The sequence below is a fragment of the Halomonas sp. 3F2F genome, from assembly GCF_014897805.1.
GTDB lineage: Bacteria > Pseudomonadota > Gammaproteobacteria > Pseudomonadales > Halomonadaceae > Vreelandella.
Map to the genome: position 1 here is coordinate 1 of NZ_JABUZE010000169.1, position 19,854 is coordinate 19,854.

The 19,854-nt window shown below is 52.1% G+C and carries 20 protein-coding genes, 3 tRNA genes, 1 rRNA gene and 1 pseudogene; 15 read left to right on the forward strand and 10 right to left on the reverse strand.

The genetic code is table 11. The features are described 5' to 3' along the window. Nucleotides 1-123 precede the first annotated feature (123 nt). Nucleotides 124-239 (forward strand): 5S ribosomal RNA (gene rrf, locus INT21_RS17000). 128 nt (nt 240-367) lie between these two features. On the opposite strand, the gene hisC is transcribed toward rrf, so the two are convergent. Then, on the reverse strand, nt 368-1,429 hold the full coding sequence (hisC, locus tag INT21_RS17005) for a histidinol-phosphate transaminase (RefSeq protein WP_193060154.1): 1,062 nt from the start codon (nt 1,427-1,429) through the stop codon (nt 368-370). 164 nt (nt 1,430-1,593) lie between these two features. On the opposite strand from hisC, the gene INT21_RS17010 reads away from it, so the two are divergent. The 4 genes from INT21_RS17010 to mnmH all read left to right on the forward strand — a co-directional run bounded on the left by INT21_RS17010 (nt 1,594) and on the right by mnmH (nt 5,691). After that, nucleotides 1,594-2,043: a copper resistance protein NlpE N-terminal domain-containing protein gene (locus INT21_RS17010; RefSeq protein ID WP_089039894.1), complete on the forward strand. Its 450-nt coding sequence runs from the start codon at nt 1,594-1,596 to the stop codon at nt 2,041-2,043. A 109-nt stretch (nt 2,044-2,152) separates the two neighbouring features. After that, on the forward strand, nt 2,153-3,523 hold the full coding sequence (radA, locus tag INT21_RS17015; protein WP_193060155.1) for a DNA repair protein RadA: 1,371 nt from the start codon (nt 2,153-2,155) through the stop codon (nt 3,521-3,523). A 45-nt stretch (nt 3,524-3,568) separates the two neighbouring features. After that, nucleotides 3,569-4,606: a selenide, water dikinase SelD gene (gene selD / locus INT21_RS17020; RefSeq protein ID WP_089039892.1), complete on the forward strand. Its 1,038-nt coding sequence runs from the start codon at nt 3,569-3,571 to the stop codon at nt 4,604-4,606. Further along, the gene (gene mnmH, locus INT21_RS17025) at nt 4,603-5,691 is read left to right on the forward strand and encodes a tRNA 2-selenouridine(34) synthase MnmH (protein ID WP_193060153.1); all 1,089 of its coding nucleotides are present in this window, start codon (nt 4,603-4,605) and stop codon (nt 5,689-5,691) included. The genes selD and mnmH overlap by 4 nt, the downstream gene beginning before the upstream one ends. Nucleotides 5,692-5,713: 22 nt before the next feature. On the opposite strand, the gene INT21_RS17030 is transcribed toward mnmH, so the two are convergent. Then, nucleotides 5,714-6,406: a type 1 glutamine amidotransferase gene (locus tag INT21_RS17030; RefSeq protein WP_193060152.1), complete on the reverse strand. Its 693-nt coding sequence runs from the start codon at nt 6,404-6,406 to the stop codon at nt 5,714-5,716. Nucleotides 6,407-6,518: 112 nt separating this feature from the next. Between INT21_RS17030 and INT21_RS17035 the strand changes: the two genes are divergently transcribed. Next, complete coding sequence (locus INT21_RS17035; RefSeq protein ID WP_193060151.1) at nt 6,519-7,121, forward strand: YjaG family protein; 603 nt, start codon at nt 6,519-6,521, stop codon at nt 7,119-7,121. A 13-nt stretch (nt 7,122-7,134) separates the two neighbouring features. Here INT21_RS17035 and INT21_RS17040 read toward each other — a convergent pair whose 3' ends face one another. From INT21_RS17040 to hisB, 5 genes are read right to left on the reverse strand one after another with little or no spacing between them, the layout of a single operon-like run. Continuing rightward, nucleotides 7,135-7,641 carry a hypothetical protein gene (locus INT21_RS17040; protein ID WP_193060150.1) on the reverse strand — a complete coding sequence of 169 codons (507 nt, stop codon included), beginning with the start codon at nt 7,639-7,641 and terminating at the stop codon, nt 7,135-7,137. A gap of 42 nt (nt 7,642-7,683) precedes the next feature. After that, the gene (gene hisF / locus INT21_RS17045; protein WP_193060149.1) at nt 7,684-8,457 is read right to left on the reverse strand and encodes an imidazole glycerol phosphate synthase subunit HisF; all 774 of its coding nucleotides are present in this window, start codon (nt 8,455-8,457) and stop codon (nt 7,684-7,686) included. Beyond that, the gene (gene hisA / locus INT21_RS17050; RefSeq protein ID WP_095604466.1) at nt 8,454-9,200 is read right to left on the reverse strand and encodes a 1-(5-phosphoribosyl)-5-[(5-phosphoribosylamino)methylideneamino]imidazole-4-carboxamide isomerase; all 747 of its coding nucleotides are present in this window, start codon (nt 9,198-9,200) and stop codon (nt 8,454-8,456) included. Before hisA ends, hisF begins: the two co-directional genes overlap by 4 nt. A gap of 11 nt (nt 9,201-9,211) precedes the next feature. Further along, nucleotides 9,212-9,853: an imidazole glycerol phosphate synthase subunit HisH gene (gene hisH, locus INT21_RS17055; protein WP_038478294.1), complete on the reverse strand. Its 642-nt coding sequence runs from the start codon at nt 9,851-9,853 to the stop codon at nt 9,212-9,214. A gap of 52 nt (nt 9,854-9,905) precedes the next feature. Next, nucleotides 9,906-10,499, reverse strand: coding sequence for an imidazoleglycerol-phosphate dehydratase HisB (gene hisB, locus INT21_RS17060; protein WP_030074661.1), 594 nt, complete (start codon nt 10,497-10,499; stop codon nt 9,906-9,908). Between the two features lie 206 nt (nt 10,500-10,705). Here hisB and INT21_RS17065 point away from each other — a divergent pair, with 206 nt between their 5' ends. The 7 genes from INT21_RS17065 to INT21_RS17095 all read left to right on the forward strand — a co-directional run bounded on the left by INT21_RS17065 (nt 10,706) and on the right by INT21_RS17095 (nt 15,571). Continuing rightward, nucleotides 10,706-11,191 carry an acetyl-CoA sensor PanZ family protein gene (locus INT21_RS17065; RefSeq protein WP_089039886.1) on the forward strand — a complete coding sequence of 162 codons (486 nt, stop codon included), beginning with the start codon at nt 10,706-10,708 and terminating at the stop codon, nt 11,189-11,191. Then, nucleotides 11,188-13,521, forward strand: a complete 2,334-nt coding sequence (locus INT21_RS17070) for an AsmA family protein (RefSeq protein ID WP_193060148.1) — start codon at nt 11,188-11,190, stop codon at nt 13,519-13,521. The genes INT21_RS17065 and INT21_RS17070 overlap by 4 nt, the downstream gene beginning before the upstream one ends. Nucleotides 13,522-13,664: 143 nt before the next feature. After that, a complete protein-coding gene (gene mutY, locus INT21_RS17075; RefSeq protein ID WP_193060147.1) occupies nt 13,665-14,762 on the forward strand; it encodes an A/G-specific adenine glycosylase in 1,098 nt (365 codons plus the stop codon). 55 nt (nt 14,763-14,817) lie between these two features. Next, nucleotides 14,818-15,093 carry an oxidative damage protection protein gene (locus tag INT21_RS17080; RefSeq protein ID WP_083007102.1) on the forward strand — a complete coding sequence of 92 codons (276 nt, stop codon included), beginning with the start codon at nt 14,818-14,820 and terminating at the stop codon, nt 15,091-15,093. Nucleotides 15,094-15,267: 174 nt separating this feature from the next. Next, a tRNA-Phe gene (locus INT21_RS17085) sits at nt 15,268-15,343 on the forward strand. Between the two features lie 5 nt (nt 15,344-15,348). Then, nucleotides 15,349-15,423 (forward strand) — tRNA-Gln (locus INT21_RS17090). Between the two features lie 72 nt (nt 15,424-15,495). Next, nucleotides 15,496-15,571 (forward strand) — tRNA-Thr (locus tag INT21_RS17095). 187 nt (nt 15,572-15,758) lie between these two features. Here the strand turns inward: INT21_RS17095 and INT21_RS17100 are convergent. Then, complete coding sequence (locus tag INT21_RS17100; protein WP_193060146.1) at nt 15,759-16,622, reverse strand: MBL fold metallo-hydrolase; 864 nt, start codon at nt 16,620-16,622, stop codon at nt 15,759-15,761. Nucleotides 16,623-16,726: 104 nt separating this feature from the next. Further along, a complete protein-coding gene (locus INT21_RS17105) occupies nt 16,727-17,365 on the reverse strand; it encodes a DsbA family protein (protein WP_193060145.1) in 639 nt (212 codons plus the stop codon). 134 nt (nt 17,366-17,499) lie between these two features. On the opposite strand from INT21_RS17105, the gene INT21_RS17110 reads away from it, so the two are divergent. After that, a complete protein-coding gene (locus tag INT21_RS17110; protein WP_226930680.1) occupies nt 17,500-18,402 on the forward strand; it encodes a LysR family transcriptional regulator in 903 nt (300 codons plus the stop codon). A gap of 20 nt (nt 18,403-18,422) precedes the next feature. On the opposite strand, the gene INT21_RS17115 is transcribed toward INT21_RS17110, so the two are convergent. Then, on the reverse strand, nt 18,423-18,872 hold the full coding sequence (locus INT21_RS17115; RefSeq protein WP_089039838.1) for an META domain-containing protein: 450 nt from the start codon (nt 18,870-18,872) through the stop codon (nt 18,423-18,425). Nucleotides 18,873-19,633: 761 nt separating this feature from the next. Here INT21_RS17115 and INT21_RS17120 point away from each other — a divergent pair. After that, nucleotides 19,634-19,854: pseudogene (locus tag INT21_RS17120) on the forward strand (IS5/IS1182 family transposase); the annotation flags it as partial.

Sequence of the window (19,854 nt, forward strand, 5' to 3'; positions counted from 1 at the left end):
ACCCAAGGGGTCTGGTCGCAGTGATAATGAAAACCGGATACGCGCTTCCTGTCAGTGACAGGAAACAAGAGACGCCACAAAACATCAGTTACATGTTCAGCATGATATACATGACCAGTTACGCCTGACGACCATAGCACGCGTGAACCACCTGATCCCATGCCGAACTCAGAAGTGAAACCGCTTAGCGCCGATGGTAGTGTGGGGTCTCCCCATGCGAGAGTAGGTCATCGTCAGGCACTTATTTAACAAAGAACCCAGCCCATCGGCTGGGTTTTTTGTTTGCGCTATTGGTTATAGACTATTCGAAAAAATCCCCCAGGGCTGATGCCTTGGGGGATTTTTTTATGCTTTGAAAATGTGAGAATTAGCGGCAGATTGCTTCCAGTGCCTCTATTAAACTATCCATTTCATCATCTGTGCCGATGGTGATGCGCAAGGAGTTGTTGAGCGCGTCAGTATTAAAGTGACGTACCAAGACTCCTCGCTCGCGGAGGCCTGCAAACAGCTGAGCGCCTTCAAAATCGGGATGCTGGGCAAGCACGAAGTTGGCTTTTGATGGCAGTACTTCAAAGCCTAGCTGCTCAAGACGCTGACGCGTGCGCTCTCGAGTCGTGATCACATTATTTCGGCAGGCGTTAAAATGTTCTTCATCCTTAAGGGCTTCAATGCCGATGAGGCTCGCTAGACTATCGACGGGATAGGAGTTAAACGAGTCTTTGACCCGCTGAAGTCCATCAATCAGCTCTGGGGAGCCGATGGCATAGCCCAAGCGTAACCCCGCCAAGCTACGTGATTTAGAGAACGTTCCAGTGACTAGCAGGTTAGGGTGGCGCTCAACTAAGGCGACAGCGCTTTCTGCGCCGAAATCAACATAAGCCTCATCAATTAATACAACCCGGTTTGTCACGCGCTTAAGCAGAGCCTCAATGGTTTCGAGGGGGTGCGCGTGTCCAGTCGGCGCGTTTGGGTTGGCAAAAATAACGCCGCTGCGCTCTGATGCACTCGCCAGAGCATCAATATCAACTTCCCACTGGGCATTTAGTGGGTGTTTGCGAAGCGTGACGCCATAAAGATTGGCGTAAACAGGGTAGAAGCTATAGGTGATTGAGGGGACATCCAGCGGTGCGTCATGGCAGAAGAAGGCCTGAAACGCAAACGCGAGCACTTCATCTGACCCATTGCCGACGAAGGTTTCTGCCACGCTAACCCCATAGCTTTCAGCCAGCGCTGTACGCAATGCATAAGAGGTAGGGTCAGGATACAAGCGCAAATGATCGATGGCATAATTACGCAGCGCCTTGCTCACCCCTGGCGCGGGTGGGTAAGGGTTTTCATTGGTGTTGAGTTTAATAACCTGTTCGCGGGGCTGCTCACCTGGCACATAGGGGGTAAGCTCCCGAACAGCTGGACTCCAGTATTGGCTCATGCGGGTAACCTGATTATCCTAATGTTAATACCCCATGGTCACCCGATGGCTGCCCGAGCGCAAGCATTCAAGTAAGTAAGGGGGTGGGCGTCGCACCTTGTAGCGGTTATGCTGTCATAAGCGCGCGAAAGAAATGTATGTCCAACACGATAAGGAGACACTCAATGCAATTTAGGAGTTTGCTAGCCGGCTCGGCTATGTTGGCACTGCTGGCGGGCTGTGCAGCTGGCCCGACGGGCCAGAGTGAAGATGCAGGAATGACTGCTTCTCAAGTCAATTACCAAGGTACGCTGCCTTGCCGCAACTGCGATGGTATCGACTTGGATGTGACGATGATAGGCGAAGAAATGAGTGCTCCTGAAGAACGGACGTTCACGTTAAACGCCACTTATCGTAATCATCCACAAACACCACCAGACGAAAACTATGCAGGTAACTGGGAAGTGTTGACGGGCACGCCGTCTGATCCGGATGCTACTGTCTATGAATTAACGCCGAATGGCGATGGTCAGATTTACTACTTCCAGCGTATCAGTGAGCGCACGCTGGAGCTAATCGACCCAGAGCGTCGTCGTTTCGAGAATGGCGAAATGCTGCAGTTACAGCGTCAATAAAGTGTGAAGCGACGCTCAAAGGCGGCCATTGGCCGCCTTTTGCATTTCTAGCGATCTGATGCATAAATCTCAGTGGCGACATCAAGATATCAACAGGAGCAACATGGCGGTGGCGAAAGCGAAGAGTGCCTTTGTATGTACCGAGTGCGGTGCAGAGTATCGAAAGTGGCAAGGCCAGTGCTCCAGCTGCCAGGAGTGGAACACGCTAAGTGAGATTCGTTTGGCCAGTGCGCGACCTGGAGGTGGTACTGCGACGGGACGAGCGGGCTATGCTGGAGACCTGTCGCGCGATGTAGTGGATCTTAGCAATGTGAATCTCAGTGAGGTTCCTCGCCTTACCTCGACCTTTGCCGAGTTTGACCGTGTGCTGGGTGGTGGCTTAGTGCCGGGTTCCGCTGTGTTACTGGGGGGGAATCCAGGCGCTGGTAAATCTACACTGCTTCTACAAACTGCCTGCAAGCTCGCCCAGCAGCGGCGTATTCTATATGTCACTGGGGAGGAGTCGCTTTCCCAAGTCGCCATGCGCGCCCACCGCTTACAGCTGCCTACTAATGGCTTGAAAATGTTGGCCGAGACCAGCGTGGAAACCATCTTGGCGGTATCTGAACGGGAGAAGCCAGAGATTCTGGTGATTGACTCCATCCAGACTATGCATCTGGAAGATATCAGCTCTGCGCCGGGAGGCGTTGCCCAGGTACGGGAATCTGCGGCAGCGCTGACACGCTTCGCTAAGCAAACGAACACGGTTCTTTTGCTGGTTGGTCATGTGACCAAAGATGGCACGCTGGCGGGTCCTAAAGTGCTGGAGCACATGATTGATGCTTCGTTGCTATTAGAGGGCGGAGCTGATTCTCGATTTAGAACGCTCCGCGGCCAGAAAAACCGCTTCGGCGCGGTGAATGAGCTGGGTGTGTTTGCAATGCTCGAGCAAGGCTTGAAAGAGGTTAAAAACCCCAGTGCGATTTTCCTCTCACGCCAAGAAGAGCAGGCACCCGGTAGCTTGGTCATGGTGGTGTGGGAAGGCACTCGGCCAATTCTAGTGGAGGTGCAGGCATTGGTGGATGAGTCTGCCCTGGGTAATCCTCGCCGTGTTGCCGTTGGCGTCGATCAAAACCGACTTGCCATGCTGCTAGCCGTATTAAATCGCCACGGTGGTCTGTTTACCGGTGATCAGGATGTCTTCCTTAACGTGGTGGGTGGAGTGAAAGTGCTCGAAACCAGTGCTGACTTAGCGGTGCTGTTAGCCGTGGTGTCCAGTCTGCAAAATCGCGCACTGCCAAAAGAGCTGGTGGTGTTTGGCGAAGTGGGGCTTTCAGGAGAAATTCGACCAGTGCCCAGTGGGCAAGAACGCATTGCTGAAGCGGCTAAGCACGGTTTTCTAAGGGCAATTGTTCCGCGCGGCAACGCACCCAAGCAGGCTCCGAAGGGAATGGAGGTTATCCCTGTCGATAAATTGAGCGATGCCCTGGAAGCGTTGTAGCGTAAGCTATGCTAAGGAAAAGCATTAAGACTAAGGAGAGGCGCCATGAGTGCAATTCGGTTAACCCAATATAGTCACGGAGCGGGTTGCGGCTGCAAAATTGCACCAGATGTACTGGATGGGATTCTTGCTAAAGCTGGGCCTGCCGCGGGCCATAAACGCCTCATTGTCGGTAACAAGGGACGCGAAGACGCAGCGGTGTATGATTTGGGTGATGGCCGCGGCATGATTGCGACCACCGACTTCTTTATGCCGATTGTCGATGACCCCTTTGATTTTGGTCGTATTGCTGCCACTAACGCGATTAGCGATGTCTATGCCATGGGTGGCACGCCGGTCATGGCATTAGGGATTTTAGGTTGGCCGCTGGATAAACTCAGCGCAGAAATCGCGGGAGATGTTGTTGCCGGTGCCCAGGCTGTTTGTCGTGAGCTAGGGGTAGCGTTAGCGGGCGGTCACTCGATCGATGCTCCTGAGCCGATGTTTGGTTTGGCGGTCAACGGGTTAGTCGATTTAGCGCATTTAAAGCTCAACAGCCAAGCAAAGCCTAATGACCTGTTATTCCTAACCAAGCCACTTGGCGTAGGGCTACTAACCACAGCCGAAAAACGGGGTTTGTTAGAGGCTGGCCATCACGGCCTTGCTCGTGAAACGATGCTCAAGCCCAATCATATCGGTGTTGAGTTAGCTAAGGTGAAAGGCGTTAACGCTATGACGGATGTCACCGGGTTTGGCCTTGCTGGACACCTAGCTGAAATGTGCAGCGCAAGCGGTGTGATGGCGCAGATCGATTTTCGCCGCTTACCCCGTTTAGCAGAAGCCGAAGCCTACCGTCGGCAGGGCGCTGTCCCCGGGGGTTCGCTGCGCAACCGCGAAGCCCTTGGCAAAGCGTTGCCTGCGATGGACGATGCTCACTGGCAATGGCTGTGTGATCCTCAGACGTCAGGTGGTTTGCTGATCAGTGTCGACCCTGCCTGGGAAGACGATGTAGAGCGTATTGGTCGTGAGCACAGTCTTACCTTGGTGCCGTTTGGCACCATGAAGGCAGCTCAAGGCGACGTTTTGATTGAGGTCATTGGATGACGCTAGCCACTGTTCCGGCATCATTGAACTTAATTGCGCAAACAACACCGCTGATAGATGTGCGCGCCCCGGTTGAATTTATTCAAGGCAGTTTGCCTGGCGCGGTTAACTTACCGTTAATGGTTGATGATGAGCGCCATCAAGTGGGCATTGCTTATAAACAGCACGGACAGCAGGTGGCAATCGGGTTAGGTGAACGTTTAGTCAGCGGTGACACTAAACGAGCACGCGTTGACGCGTGGCTGGGATACGTAGCGCGTCAACCAGACGCTATTATCTACTGTTTTCGCGGAGGGCTGCGTTCGCAAATTGCACAGCAATGGCTTGCTGATGCAGGCATCAACAGGCCGCGCATTGACGGTGGCTGGAAAGCGATGCGGCAACGGCTATGTCAGCGCATTGATGAGGCTGCCAGCCAGCCGATGCTGGTCGTGGCGGGGCTGACGGGTTGCGCGAAAACGACGCTAATTAATCAATTGAGTAACGGCATTGATCTGGAGGCGTTTGCCAACCATAAAGGATCGGCTTTTGGGAGGCAGCCAGAAGAACCGACAACACAAATTGATTTTGAACATGCCTTAGCCAAGCGCTTAATTGGGCTGACGGGAAGCTTAGTGGTAGAAGATGAGTCGCGGCAAATCGGTAATGCCAATATTCCGCTTACCTTTTGGCATGCCCTGCAGCGTGCGCCGCGAATACGCATTGAGATGCCCTTGGATTGGCGTTTAGAGCAGTTGCGCCGTGACTATATCGAAGCACTTGAACAGCGCTACACTGCCCGTTACGGCCAGCAAGAGGGCTGGCAACGTATGCGACTCCAATTAGCCAATGCCCTGGAGCGTTTGGCGAAACGCTTAGGCAATGCCCGATTGCAGCGTCTACAGCGATTACAAGGTATGGCGTTTGATGCCCATGCGCTAGGGAATATTCAAGCCCACGAAGCATGGCTTGCGCCACTGTTGACCGAATATTACGACCCACTTTATCGCTATCATCTTGAAAAGCAGCGAGATAACCGTCCTGTGGAACTGCATGTTGGCGATTGGGAAAGCTGCTTAGAAGCCGCTAGGCAGTGGAGCGCTTAGCGGCGTTGTATTCATCTATAGCTTATGCCGCTTTCAGCCATTGGGTCATCACGCGGTCTAGCAGCGGGGCTAACTGATGAAAGCGTCCAGCATCTTCTAGGATCTGTTCACTGGTTTGTATAAAGCGTCCTGCTGCGGCAGTTTTGGGCTGTGGCCACTCATCGGCATTGAGCAGTGGTGATACGCTAGAAGCCGTCGCTTCGAAATGACACAGTAAACCGACGACACGCCCGGCGTCCCACGAAAAACCTTGCAGTGGTGCTGCTGCACTGCCGCCTAGTGGTAGTGCGCTTTCCGGTAAGCTAAACACGAGGCGGTGCCTCATAAATGCCTCAAATTGTTCGGGTAGGTCAAAGGTGCTTTCTGGGGCAAGTGTTATTTGGTGCCAGCCAATTTCAGGGTAGGTGCCTGGTGCAATAACGGCATCCAGCGCCTCCGCTATCCACAGTGCGCCCAAGCCAATACCCAATACTGGTTTCTGCCCATCCAGATAGCGGTTAATCAGCTTGCGTTCGGCTTTAAACCAATCGGGTGGATCATTCACTAGACGTTCAGGGCCATCCAGTATAATTAGCGCGTCGCACTCACCTGGTCGTGGGGTTAGCTCGCCCGCATAAAGATGAAAAACGGTGTAACTATGGCCCATACTCTCAAGCCAGTCAGTTAGACGAGCGGGACCATGGTCAGGGCCGTGCTGTAGCAGATGGATATGCATGGTAATCTCCTCGCCGGCCGATGTTAATAACGCGATAGGGATCTCCTGCCGCGTTTGTGCGACGATAACGTATCGCGTTCATTTCACCAATATTGTGACCCAGGAAATCAGCATGGTGGCTAAACCCCTAGGATTTTACCAGCGGCTTCAACAGTTGCCGTTGCCCGCTCAGCAAGCGTTTATGGCAGCCCTATGTGAACGTCTGCTACCTAACTACGCGCTTTATCAACAAACCGCGGGGGTAGGTGACGAGCATACACTGCGGACTGTGCTGAGCCTGGTGTGGGAACGTTTGAGCGTTTCGAATGCGAGCATAGACTTTGCTCGGCAAGCGGAAAAACTGGCTGAGTGCGAACCTCCTGAAGATGATGAGAGCTTTGGAGCGCGCCGAGCGTTAGATGCTGTTGTGTCGGTATCCGCGCTGCTGGATACGTTGCTGGGGGAGTCGCCCGAAGCCGTGTTAGATGTCAGCCGCACCTCGCGAGCGGGCGTGCGCGCTTTTATCGAGCTAACGGAAGGTGAAGAAGATGCCCAGGCGCTTGCGCTGATCATTCGCGACCATCCCTTGATGGCCGACGAAAATGATTTCCAGGACGCTGTTTTGGACGCCGTGAGCGAGCCAATTAATAAAACCTCCCTAAAAGAAATTCGTCAGCTAGGGCGTAATAACGGCATTAGTAATCTTGGTTTAACCTTAGACGAAGGCGAGGAGTAACGGTCGAAGCTGGTTAAAACCGCAGGCCCGCCGTGACCATCATGCCGGCGGTGCCGAAGATGATAAGGTCTGATTCTACACGCCCCCATTGCACGCCAATGCTGGGTAGCAGTGCAGGCGCCGTGCCTAAATGGTTAAAGGGAATCTTGTCGCGATATTCACCTTTATAGCCGTGTAGTAGCCCGCCAGTTAGCTTGGCGCGTACGTTGATCTCTTCGGCAAATTGCCAAAGCGGGAATTCACGCCCAGCATAAAAATACCAGGTTGGTTGATCAAATGAGTTTTTAAACCATGCCGCCCCTGTTAACCAGCGGTCTGGATTATGTAGTTCAATGCTTGCCAGTTTTTGCTGATTGGTATGGTCAGGGTCAGGATCGAAGTGGCGCGTTAGCAAACTGGTTTGCACCAGTGTGTGATCAAGTTCTAAGGTGGGAGGCCAATCTGGCAAAGAAAAGGCTGAGACGGTAGTGCTCAGCCAAATCCCTGCTATCCCTCCTGCCCATTGATAATAACGAGGCATGTCACTGCTCCTGAGAGAAGGGCTTTTTGCTAAGTGGTTTCGCTAAAGGCGCATTTCGATGCCGTGCTCCGCCATGTAACGTTTTGCTTCTGGTATCGTATATTCACCAAAGTGGAAGATGCTTGCTGCCAATACCGCATCGGCACCACCTTTGAGTACGCCGTCTACTAGGTGATCCAAGTTTCCTACACCGCCAGAAGCAATCACCGGCACGCTAACGGCTTCAGAAATAGCATGGGTAACCCCCAGATCAAAGCCCACTTTAGTGCCGTCGCGATCCATACTGGTGAGCAATAACTCGCCAGCACCAAACTCTACCATCTTTTTGGCCCACTCGATGGCATCCAGTCCCGTTGGTCGACGCCCACCGTGAGTGAATATTTCCCAGCGAGGAGGCTCGCCTTCTTTAGACACCTTCTTAGCGTCAATCGCCACCACAATACATTGGCTGCCAAAGCGCTCGGCGGCTTCGCGAACAAACTCGGGGTTGGTCACCGCGGCGGTATTGATGGAGACTTTGTCAGCCCCTGCATTCAGCATCGTGCGAATATCATCGCAACTGCGGATGCCTCCCCCCACGGTGAGGGGAATAAACACTTCACCGGCAATGCGCTCTACCATGTCGACCGTTGTGTCACGGTTTTCATGGCTGGCGGTAATGTCGAGGAAGGTGATTTCATCGGCACCCTGCTGGTTATAGCGCTGAGCAATTTCGACCGGGTCGCCTGCATCACGGATGCCAACAAAGTTAACGCCTTTCACCACGCGTCCGGCATCGACATCTAAGCAAGGGATAATACGTTTCGCTAAACTCATTTGTCGCCTCCGCTAAGCTGGTCGCTCAAGCGCTGAGCTTCTGCCACATCGAGGCTGCCTTCATAGATCGCGCGGCCGGTAATCGCGCCTAAAATGCCGCTGTCAGCGACATCACACAGCGCACGAATGTCGTCTAAATTGGTGACGCCACCGGAAGCAATCACCGGTAAGCCACCTTCGCGGGCTAGCGCAGCCGTGGCTTCTACATTGACGCCTTGCATCATGCCATCGCGGGCGATGTCGGTATAGACAATGCTGGAAACGCCGTCATTGGCAAAGCGCTTGGCGAGCTCGGTCGCCTTTAAAGTGGATACTTCCGCCCAGCCATCGGTGGCCACATAGCCATCTTTAGCATCCAGGCCAACAATAATGTGGCCTGGGAACGCACGGCACATTTCGCCCACGAAGTTCGGCTCTTTAACTGCTTTAGTGCCAATAATGACGTAAGAAACCCCGGCATTTAAATAATGCTCAATGGTTTCCGCTGAGCGGATACCGCCGCCAATTTGGATGGGCAGCTTAGGGTAGGCGCGCGCAATTGCGGTGACTGCCTCGCCGTTCATCGGCTTGCCTTCAAAAGCGCCGTTTAGGTCAACCAAGTGCAGGCGGCGAGCACCCGCTTCTACCCAGCGAGCGGCCATGGCAACAGGGTCATCGCCGTAGGACGTTGAATCTTCCATGCGGCCTTGCTTCAAGCGCACACACTGGCCGTCTTTGAGATCAATCGCGGGAATTACCAACATTGTGAAACCTCTCAGGGCGTCCAGGTGACAAAGTTTTCTAGCAGGCGAAGGCCCGCGCGGGAGCTTTTTTCAGGATGGAACTGCACAGCGAAGGTGGCGTCACGGCCAATCGCTACATGGGCGCAAACCTTGCCGTACTGGGTAGTACCAAACACTTGCGCGTCGTCAGTCGCATTAACGTAGTAGCTGTGTACAAAATAGAAGTGTTCGTTATCGTCAATGCCTGACCATAGCGGGTGATCGTGATGCTGCGCTACAAGGTTCCAGCCCATGTGCGGGACTTTTAAGCGCTGTTCGTAATCATCGCGCATATTGGCCGGAAAACGATCAACGCTGCCATGGAAAAAGCCTAGGCAATCTACGCCACCGTTCTCTTCGCTACGTTCCATCAGCATTTGCTGGCCCACGCAAATACCCAATAGTGGTTTCGCTTGACGGGTAAGGATGTCATCGACTAAGCCGCGTAGCTCGGTACGTTCCAGCTCGCCTACACAGTCCCTAATAGCCCCTTGGCCCGGGAGTACTAGGCGCGTTGCACCTAGAATACGTCGCGGGTCGCGAGTAATAATCACATTTTCGTGGGTGACGTGCTCAAGCGCTTTTGCCACAGAGTGCAGGTTGCCCATTCCATAATCGATTACCGCGATGGTCATAAAGCGCTCCTTGTGATCGTTGGCGAGCTACCACTCGCTGCAATACCCGGCATTATAGGCTTCCTTTGGTAGACGGCATTTGTCCCGCCATACGCGGGTCTTCTGCCACCGCCATGCGCAGCGCGCGGCCAAACGCTTTAAATATAGTCTCAGCCTGATGGTGAGCATTAAAGCCTTTTATATTGTCAATATGCAGGGTGACGCGCGCATGGTTGACGAAGCCTTGGAAAAATTCCCAAAACAGCTGGGTATCCATACGGCCAATGGTATCGCGGGTGAAGTCGACATTCATATAGAGACCTGGACGGCCTGAGAAGTCGATAACCACACGGGACAACGCTTCATCAAGAGGAACGTATGCATGCCCGTAGCGATAGATGCCGCGTTTATCGCCGATCGCTTGGTGAAATGCTTGGCCTAGGGTAATGCCTAGATCTTCAACTGTATGGTGATCATCGATGTGCAGATCGCCTTTTGCGTCAATGTCGAGATCCACCATCCCATGACGAGCCACTTGATCAAGCATATGGTCAAGAAACGGAACGCCGGTGTCGCTGCGGAGACGGCCTTCGCCATCAAGGTTGACGCTGACCGTAATCTGCGTTTCGTTGGTGTCACGGCTTACCGTGGCAATACGCGCTGACATGTTGCATCTCCTGCGCTGATGCGCACTCTGAGGGGGTATTGGTGGATCGTCGGGTAATGTTAACACCGCCAGATCAAAGCATAACCTGTGCCAAAAGCGACCATTATAGTGAATCGGCACCCCCATCCGCTACAATGCGCGAAAGGTAGCCGCCTTTGCTGGCGGTAGAATAGCAGCCTTGCTGCTTTGGCAAAGAGGATTTCACCATGCCGGTGACATTGGATTACGTCGACCAGGCCCGTTGGGAAGCAGAGGAGCAGGTGCGTATTGACCTAATACGCATTTATGAAGATGCGCCCCAAGAGCGAATGCCTACACCAACGGTCGCCCCTTTTATTGAACAGCATTTAAAAGGGCAGCACTTTTTTGCCTGCGCACATTTTAATGATCGACTGCTCGGTGCAGTGGCGATAAAAGAGGCAGCTGACCGCGCCTGGTGGCTCTCCGAGCTGTGCGTGCGTAAACCCACCCGACGGCGTGGCGTAGGCACACGACTAATGGCACTGTTAGGAGAGCAGGCAAAACAGGAAGGACGTGTGCTGCGCATCGCAACGTCGTCGCTGCCGTTAGCCGATCGAGTACTGCTCTCAAAGCTTGGTTATCGCCCCGTAGCCCCTGAATCATCCGCGCCGTCGGATGATTCCATCACCAGTGATTTTGTTGAGCTCGACCCACAAGGAAAAGGGCAATGAATCATCTACTACGTATTTTGCTGGCCGCGGTAGGTATTTTAGCGATTGTTGCCGTTGCCGCAGTGGTGTATGTCACCACTTTTCTTGACCCAGAAGATTTCAAGCCTCGGCTAACTGCGGTGGTAGAAGAACAAACTGGCCTGAATCTAGCGTTGGAAGGCCCGATCACATGGTCATTTTATCCGCGTATAGGGGTCAGTGTTGAGCAGGCAAAAGCGTGGCTGCCAGAGCAAGCTCAGGACGAGAGTGCGTTTGCCGCCATTGAGCGAGCTGAAGTTAGCGTCGCCTTTGCCCCTTTATTACGCGGCGAAATCGCGGTTGATGGCTTAACCCTAGATGGCATGCGCTTAAACCTTGAAAAGGATGAGCAGGGCGAAGGTAATTGGCAGCCGTTACTAGAGCGCCTCGCTGAGCAGGGTAACGAAACAGCGGAAACGGTACTGGCGCCTGCAAGCGCTGGCCCCAACGCAGATGCTGGAAGTTTGTCGGTGGTGCTGAATATTGCCAGCGTAGAAGTGAAAAATGCTGATATTCGCTTCCGTGATGAGCAAAGCCAAGCGCTTTGGCGTGTGCAGCCGCTCAATATTTCAGGCGCCAACGTCAATCCGTTACGCTCCTTCCCTTTAAAAACCATGTTTACATTAACTAAGCATAATCGCTTAGATGCAGAGGTGTTGGAGCGTACGCCCGACCTGACCAGCGAAGTGAATCTCGAAACTCGTCTTCGTTTAGGTTTGAAAGATGAGCAGTTGGTTTTTGAAAATATCCAGCTGACGACCCGTACGCGACGCTCTGGAGAAAGTGATCCGCAGCAGCTTAGTTTGAAAGCAGCTGAAATAGTTGCCCGAATGGGGGAGCAGCAACTTACGATTCGCGAGGGTGTCGTTGACGCGGGCTTACGTCATCCAGACAATTGGCAGGGTAGCCTCGCGCTTTCGTTGGCATTTGGTTTGGAAAGTGACTGGGCGGCGCAAACTGCTCAGTTTAAAGATGCTCAGTTAACCGGGCCGGATGGGCTGAGAGTCAGTGGTCATCTCAATGTCGAAAAGTTTTTAGACTCTCCTCAATACAGTGGCCAACTCACCGCAGCGCCTTTTACATTGCGGCCTTGGTTATCTCGCGCAGGCATTACTCTCAAGACGGCCAATGAAAGTGCCCTGAGAGATGTGGCGATGACTAGCCCAATTGAAGGCGATATGACGAGTATTGCATTGCCGCGTCTTTCCTTAGTAGTGGACGACAGTACCTTTACAGGTAATATTTCCGCCGCGCTGGACGGTACTCGGCTCGCCTTTAATCTGGAAGGTGACCAACTGAATATTGATCATTATCTGCCTGGTCCGGAAACCGCTCAACAAGCTAGCCGAGGTATACTGCGCAAAGCCTTTGCCCAAACCGATGGGGCACTATTGCCTCAGGAATGGCTGAGCACGCTATCGCTAGAGGGGGGCTTAAGCGTCGACCAGCTTGTGCTGGCGGGACTAACGTTCGATGACACTTCGCTAAGCTTGCGCGGCGAGAATGGAGTGCACCAACTGACAGCCTTTGAGTCACGTTTTTATGAGGGCGAGCTTAATTCGACTGGCCGTCTAGATGCGACAGCGAACATACTGGAATGGCAGATTTCTCCAAGTGTCAGTGATGTTCAGGTCGCACCGCTCATTGAAACCTTTAGTGAAGAGGCATCACCGTTACGAGGCCGCTTTAACTTGGAAGGTGCACTGACGACTCAAGGCAATCGCCGTGACGTGCTCATCAATAATCTTAACGGCGAGCTAACTGCGCAGCTAAGCGACGGAGCGATTCTGCAAACGAATATCTCTCAGCAAATGTGCGAGATAGTGGCGCAGCTAGAGGGCGAAAGCACCCAGCGCGAATGGGAACCTGATACGCGTTTTGAACGGTTTGATGCGACCTTCCAAGTGCGTAATGGTGTAGTAAATAGCGACGATTTGCTTATCACCCTTCCTGGTATTGATGTACAGGGTGAAGGCGAATTCAGTCTCAATACGCTGAATTTTACGACTGAGGCAAATGCTAGGTTGGTCGACACAGCCGATGCCGCCTGTAACGTGAACTCGCGTTTAGAGCAGTTGCCTCTTCCAGTTCGTTGTGAAGGCCATGTGGGCGACGATAAAACCCAGTGGTGCCGATTTGATCGTTCGGCTTTCCAAGCAGCGGTGATAGACCTACTACGTAATGAAGCAGGCGGCCGTCTTGAAGAAGAGCTTGAGGAGCGGCTGGGCGATTCGCTTGATCAAATTGACGAACGCCTAGGAGAAGGCGCTGGTCAGGAACTTCGTGAGGGGATTCGTCGTCTATTTAACTGAGCATTCATGCACGTTTTGAAGCGATACAATCAGTGTGCGCCGGCCTTACCGCCGGCGCTTTTTTGCGTGTTAGTTAGCCACATAATAGCAAGGCCAACTGACGGCTAATTGCAGGGTGCCGTTTTACTGTTTAAGGAAATCCTATGGCCGACATGTTTACACCGTGCCTCGCGGCGGAAGAGTTTCAACGCCGCTTGCTTACCTGGTTCGATCAGTATGGCCGGCATGACCTGCCTTGGCAGTCGCCCCGAAGTGCCTACCGGGTATGGGTATCTGAAATTATGCTCCAGCAAACCCAAGTCGCGACGGTTATTCCCTACTTCAAACGCTTTATGACGCGCTTTCCCACGTTAGAAGCACTGGCCAACGCACCTCAGGACGACGTGCTGCATCTCTGGACCGGGCTGGGTTACTACGCCCGTGCCCGTAATTTGCATAAAGCGGCCCAAGTGGCGTTAGCGTCCCATGGGGGAGAGCTGCCAACGGACAGTGTCGAAGCGTTAATGGCGCTGCCAGGTATCGGCCGCTCCACTGCTGGCGCGATCATCGCGCAAAGCTCTGGTCAGCAGGCCGCGATTTTAGATGGCAATGTAAAACGATCGCTGACTCGCTTGCATGCCATTACTGGCTGGCCAGGCAAACCAGCAGTAGAGCGCTCACTATGGGCGTTGGCTGAGTATTTCACGCCCAATACCCGTCTTGCCGACTATACCCAAGCCATCATGGATTTCGGCGCCACGCTATGTAAACGCAGCAAACCTGATTGCCTGATCTGTCCGTTTAACGACGTATGCCGTGCCTATGCCCAAGGTGAGCCGCAACGCTTTCCCGAATCCAAGCCTAAAAAAGCCTTGCCGACGCGTGAAACCATTATGCTGATGCTACGAGACAGGCAAGGGCGGGTGTGGTTAGAGCAACGGCCACCCAGCGGCCTGTGGGGAGGCCTATGGAGCCTGCCTCAATTTGAGCAACATAGTGAACTGGACGATTGGCTGGCTGATCATGTGACGTCCCCCGAGCGCCATGCGCCACTGCCCAGCTTTACTCATACGTTTAGCCATTTTCGGCTATTGATTACGCCTCAGCCCGTCAGTTGCGATAGGCTGAACGGCGTAAGAGAAGATGGCGTGTGGTATGACGTTGACGCACCGCCCTCGCTTGGCTTGGCTGCGCCGGTTAAATCGCTGCTGAGCCAGCTGGCGCCTTTTTCCCTAGATCCAACGCCGGGGCCGTCGCGCTAACCTCACTCGCGTTATTACTTTTATATTCGCAGCGTTATTCAAAAAGGAGTACACCATGAGCACCACCGTTTTTTGCCGCAAGTACCAACAAGAGCTACCCGCTCTGCCATTTCCACCACTGCCAGGTAAGCAGGGCCAAGAGATTCAAGCCACGGTGTCTAAGCAGGCCTGGGAAGAGTGGCAGTCGTTGCAAACGCGCTTGATTAATGAAAAGCACCTCAACATGTTAGAGCCCGAGGCGCGCGCCTATTTGATGGATCAAATGCAGCGTTTTCTAAATAACGAAGCAACGGATCAAGCGGAAGGTTACGTGCCGCCTACCCAGGCTTAAGCGTTCAGGAAGCAAGGCTGTAAGGAGTGAAACTCGGTGCAGCCCACGGATGGCGCGGCTTTTGCACGTTTTGAGCCCTGCAAAGAAGTGCCCTAAGCACGTGACTAGAAAGAAAGTTTCACGAAAGTGTTGACGAAAAGCTGAGTTTTTAGTTTAATACGCACCGTTGGCAGCGGCCAGATAGCTCAGTTGGTAGAGCAGGGGATTGAAAATCCCCGTGTCGGCGGTTCGATTCCGTCTCTGGCCACCAAACGTTGGGGTATCGCCAAGTGGTAAGGCACCGGTTTTTGGTATCGGCATTCCCAGGTTCGAATCCTGGTACCCCAGCCATTGCCAACAAGATTTCTTGTTGATTGCAAAGCTTAACAGTGAAGCAATCATATTCTCAAGAAAGCGCGAAGAGCCGACATAGCTCAGTTGGTAGAGCAACTGACTTGTAATCAGTAGGTCCCGGGTTCGACTCCTGGTGTCGGCACCACTGAAAAGTGGTTAAAATCAGAGCGTTAGAGAATTAGATTAAGCCGTCCGAAAGGGCGGCTTTTTCGTATGTGTCTATAAAGTGTCTACAGCGTGGGCACCTTCACAACTGAACCTTGCAAGTTGGGTGACCAAGCTGCCATTGCAGAAAGATAGTCATCGTCCACCTCTACTATAGAGAAAAATGACTATCCCCAGTTCATTTCCCCCATAGCTACTTTAGCGCCAATCTGTAGTGCAACGCTTAGCTTTGCATTTGGGTAGCGACGGGTCATTGCTTCAATGAGTTCATCGCTGTTATTCGCTTTGGCGAGCTCTTCTTCAAATGCTAATAGGTAGTCACGTGTATATTGAATCGCGGAAGCATCAATAGCTGCGTCAGGTTGCATGTGACCGGGTATAACGACCCTAGGAGAGCGTGCTGCCATTTCATCAAGCGCTTGTACCCAAGCCGCTCGCTGTTCAGCAGTAGGGGTGTCTGCTGTCCACACGTGTAGGTCTGAGAATACCAGCACACCTCCAAAAACAGCATCCAGGGAGGGAGCCCAGAGGTAGCGACGATTGGGCAGGCCCTCTACATTAACAATCTGAATGTCTTGACCATCGACTTGCAATGCTTGGCCATCAAACGCCTCGGGCATAACGATTTCATCAAGTGATTGTGGTCCGTTTTCTTGGAGCTGGGGTGACCATGTGGAGATTTTTTTCTCTACATTTCCCTTGATAGCATCAATTGTGGCGGGGGCGGCGATAACGCGAGCATCGAGAAATGCTGCTTGTATCGCGCCAAGGCCAAAATAGTAATCAGGATCGCTTTGGCTAATATAGACGGTAGTTAGCTGCTTACCGCTCTGTTGGATTGCCTCGGCAATTGCACGTCCATCAGATAAGGTAAAGCTGCTATCAATTAATACTGCCTCTGTCGCTCCCGTCACCAATACGGGCGCTCGGAAAAAGCCATTTTCTCCCGCAGGAAAATGCTGCCAACTTAATTGATCATCAGACGCGAGGCTCTTTTTTATGCCACTTAGGTTGCCAGTACTTATAGCCATGGATAATCCTAAGGCAGTTAATGACTTTAAAAACATACGCCGAGTAGCCATTTTTTCTTTCTTCTGCAATTTTGTTTAGAGGGTCAATTGATTAAGTTGGCGCGTTATAGCGCGCGCATCTGTTGGGCTAGCGCACTGGGGTTGGCATACAACTCATTCGTGGAAAGAACCTTTAGGTTTCCACTCGACTGAGCGATGAACGTGGGCACTCCTCGAACGTTAAGCTTCTGCATTAGCGTTTGAGCCTGTGAAATGCGAGAACGATTGGAATGGATAAGTGTTTCACTGGCACCTGTCATTAACTCAGCCGCTTGTGTCAGCTCAAGTCTTTGTAGAATCTCAACCAACGTGACTTGAGATGTCACATCACGACCCTGTACGTAGCGTGCGTATTGGATTGCTTTTAAAGCCTCGAACTCATCGGCGGGTGCGGTAAGCGATACTGCCGTTAGCGCTAGCGTAGCGGCACTACTATCAAACCGCTGATGATGATCGCTTAACACGTGATCGCGATATAGTTGAGTGAATAGTTGCCCCGTTAGGCGCTCAATCCGCTGATCGTTACTCCAGGCATAGGCCGCGAATTCATGATCCATTTGCCTTCCGCCACGGCCTGAGAAAAGGCCGCTGGGTAACAGAACCACGTTTATATCGTCTGCCGCGATCACGTCTGAAACAGATGATGTTGCGCCATAGCACCAGCCACACAAAGGGTCGAACAGGTAATACAAAGTGTTATTCATCGTCGAGTCTCTCTATACATGATGGACTCGCATGCTAAAGAGATTGTATTGACGGATAAATACATACGAAGCATATTATGTGTATGGAAAAAGCATACAGTCGAAGTGGAAGTAAGCTAGGCAGATTTAATAACTTGCGGCGCTTAACTTACTTTGCGGCAGTGGTTGAAACGGGGTCTTTTACGGCCGCCGCAGAGCGTCTGGGTATCACCAAGGCGGTGGTTAGCCAGCAGGTGGCACGCCTTGAGCAAGAGTTTAGAACCTCTCTCCTCACGCGTACGACGCGATCGGTACAAGTTACCTCCGCTGGAAAAGTGTTTTACCAACGCTGTGCCTTGATTCTCCGTGAAGCTGAAGATGCTTTTGATGAGTTAGGCGAAATAGCCCAGGAGCCGACAGGCACATTACGATTGACGGCCCCTTTCGATTACGGTGTCACCTTTGTGGTGCCTGCGATTGCTGCATATACCCAGCAATATCCCGATTGCCGGGTCGATGCTACGCTGCGGGATCAAAAAGTCGATCTGATGGCTGAGGATATCGAACTGGCTATCCGTGTTGGTTGGCTAACAGAGGCAAGCGTGCAAGCAAGGAAAATAGGCTCTTTTCGGCAATTGCTCGTTGCATCGCCAAGCCTTGAAAAAGAGGTGGCGCAGCTCTCTCAGCCGGAAGAGTTATTGAAGTTCCCGTTCATTGCTAATAAAGCGCTGCCCCATCCATTGCAGTGGGAGTTTTCACTCAGTAAGGGTGAACGCAGAACCATCCACGTGCGCGCCTCAATCTTTCTTGATGCGACACTCGCGGTACGTGAAGCGTTGTACGCTGGTGCGGGAATCTCGGTATTGCCGGATTATGTCATAGCAGGCGATATAGCCGCCGGGCGCCTTATACATATTTTGCCCCAGTGGAGTTTGCCCTCCGGCGGCATACATGTCGTTTTCCCATTAGCACGTTTTCGTCCTGCGAAAGTGCGTGCGTTTGTCGACATACTTGTACGTAGAGAGCAGCAGCGACAAGAGGGCGCTTTCATTAAGTGAGCTTACCTGCAAACCGATGGCTAATAAAGATGCACGGCCTCAAATACTGCCACTGGTTTGCCATTGGCATTTTTAAGTGACAAGGAACCACCGTCTACTTGCCAAGTGTCTACGTTATTAAGTGTGCTTAGCATTGCCTGCTCGTTACGCATTTGCGTGTCGGGGCAGGCCATCATCGTGGTGCCAACTTGTTCAAATGCTATTTGCTTACCATCAACACGGTAACTGCCAATCAAGTTATTGCAGCCAGTTGAGCCAGCTAGCCGTGTATTTTCTTCATGGAGCACAAGATGAGGCTCGCGAAAGTTTTCAGCGGTGATGATGGGTTGCCCTTCAAGCGTGACCAGTTTCCAGTACGTATTGGTTAGCGTTTCGTCAGGCTTGACTGCTTGATGAGGCGCTGAGTGTGATTGGCACCCGCTCGCTAGCAGGATAATAAGAGTAGATGCGATAAGGGGTAATTTTTTCATAAAGCGTTTCTCTAGGGAAGCTCTGAAAAAGTCACTGCCATCAGTGATAATACGGCTATCGTCAACTCGCTCAGGGTCTCTGTAGATATCAACGTCTTCGAGGCCCTTTTGTGTTTCAGGAATTGTGTTTTCAGCAATGCCCTGTGGTTTGGCCCCATTACTGTGCTGCTTTTTCCCCCATCTACGTTACCGAATTGCGATTAAGCCCAACCGGCGGGCGTGCATTTCCTCTCTTTGATCAATGTTGATTCTCTAAAACCTTTGAACTTCATCGAATTAGAAAGCTTTTCTGAAGGGGAGATATCTTTCTTTAAGGGAATAAAGTTTGTAACATTTTGATACCGAGTTACACAACATCAGTATCTAAGCTAAACACTTAGCCGAACTAACGTTTGGAGGTTCGGATAGTAGTGCAGACTGTTCAGGGTGAATGATCAAGTGTTTTGAATGCATTAGATTTGCCTTATGTTGATTGAATTCAGGTTATCTCTATAAGAAATTGGTTTTGTTTTATATACCTTTTTCGTGTAGTCCTTTTTTGGCTGTGACTCCTTTCGGTGAGCCTGTTGTTGAAGAAATCGTGTGATTGATGGGGTGAAGAGTTAGTAGCTAAGAGCTATTGGATGGCATTCTTTTGTTGCGATTCTTTTTAATTGGTCTAATTTCGATGAGTATGAGGAAAATACTAAGGAAGCTCTGAAAAAGTCACTGCCATCAGTGATAATACGGCTATCGTCAACTGCATAGGATTCAGTGCTGCCATGGATCAAATCACCTTCTCCGAAGCCGAGTACCAGAACAAGAAGAGAAAGACTCGCCGCGAACTCTTTCTGGAGCGGATGGACAAGCTGATCCCCTGGACGCAGTTGGAGAAGAAGGTAGCCCGTTATTACCCCAAGGGCGAGAGCGGGCGGCCTCCGTATCAACTGTCTGCCATGCTCCGCGTCCATTGCATGCAATTGTTTTACAACCTGAGCGATCC

What these genes read in the sequence shown, in the direction of transcription:
- hisC (WP_193060154.1), bottom strand. Translation starts at nt 1,429, where the DNA reads ATGAGCCAATACTGGAGTCCAGCTGTTCGGGAGCTTACCCCCTATGTG.
- INT21_RS17010 (WP_089039894.1), top strand. Translation starts at nt 1,594, where the DNA reads ATGCAATTTAGGAGTTTGCTAGCCGGCTCGGCTATGTTGGCACTGCTG.
- selD (WP_089039892.1), top strand. Translation starts at nt 3,569, where the DNA reads ATGAGTGCAATTCGGTTAACCCAATATAGTCACGGAGCGGGTTGCGGC.
- mnmH (WP_193060153.1), top strand. Translation starts at nt 4,603, where the DNA reads ATGACGCTAGCCACTGTTCCGGCATCATTGAACTTAATTGCGCAAACA.
- INT21_RS17030 (WP_193060152.1), bottom strand. Translation starts at nt 6,406, where the DNA reads ATGCATATCCATCTGCTACAGCACGGCCCTGACCATGGTCCCGCTCGT.
- INT21_RS17035 (WP_193060151.1), top strand. Translation starts at nt 6,519, where the DNA reads ATGGTGGCTAAACCCCTAGGATTTTACCAGCGGCTTCAACAGTTGCCG.
- INT21_RS17040 (WP_193060150.1), bottom strand. Translation starts at nt 7,641, where the DNA reads ATGCCTCGTTATTATCAATGGGCAGGAGGGATAGCAGGGATTTGGCTG.
- hisF (WP_193060149.1), bottom strand. Translation starts at nt 8,457, where the DNA reads ATGAGTTTAGCGAAACGTATTATCCCTTGCTTAGATGTCGATGCCGGA.
- hisA (WP_095604466.1), bottom strand. Translation starts at nt 9,200, where the DNA reads ATGTTGGTAATTCCCGCGATTGATCTCAAAGACGGCCAGTGTGTGCGC.
- hisH (WP_038478294.1), bottom strand. Translation starts at nt 9,853, where the DNA reads ATGACCATCGCGGTAATCGATTATGGAATGGGCAACCTGCACTCTGTG.
- hisB (WP_030074661.1), bottom strand. Translation starts at nt 10,499, where the DNA reads ATGTCAGCGCGTATTGCCACGGTAAGCCGTGACACCAACGAAACGCAG.
- INT21_RS17065 (WP_089039886.1), top strand. Translation starts at nt 10,706, where the DNA reads ATGCCGGTGACATTGGATTACGTCGACCAGGCCCGTTGGGAAGCAGAG.
- INT21_RS17070 (WP_193060148.1), top strand. Translation starts at nt 11,188, where the DNA reads ATGAATCATCTACTACGTATTTTGCTGGCCGCGGTAGGTATTTTAGCG.
- mutY (WP_193060147.1), top strand. Translation starts at nt 13,665, where the DNA reads ATGGCCGACATGTTTACACCGTGCCTCGCGGCGGAAGAGTTTCAACGC.
- INT21_RS17080 (WP_083007102.1), top strand. Translation starts at nt 14,818, where the DNA reads ATGAGCACCACCGTTTTTTGCCGCAAGTACCAACAAGAGCTACCCGCT.
- INT21_RS17100 (WP_193060146.1), bottom strand. Translation starts at nt 16,622, where the DNA reads ATGGCTATAAGTACTGGCAACCTAAGTGGCATAAAAAAGAGCCTCGCG.
- INT21_RS17105 (WP_193060145.1), bottom strand. Translation starts at nt 17,365, where the DNA reads ATGAATAACACTTTGTATTACCTGTTCGACCCTTTGTGTGGCTGGTGC.
- INT21_RS17115 (WP_089039838.1), bottom strand. Translation starts at nt 18,872, where the DNA reads ATGAAAAAATTACCCCTTATCGCATCTACTCTTATTATCCTGCTAGCG.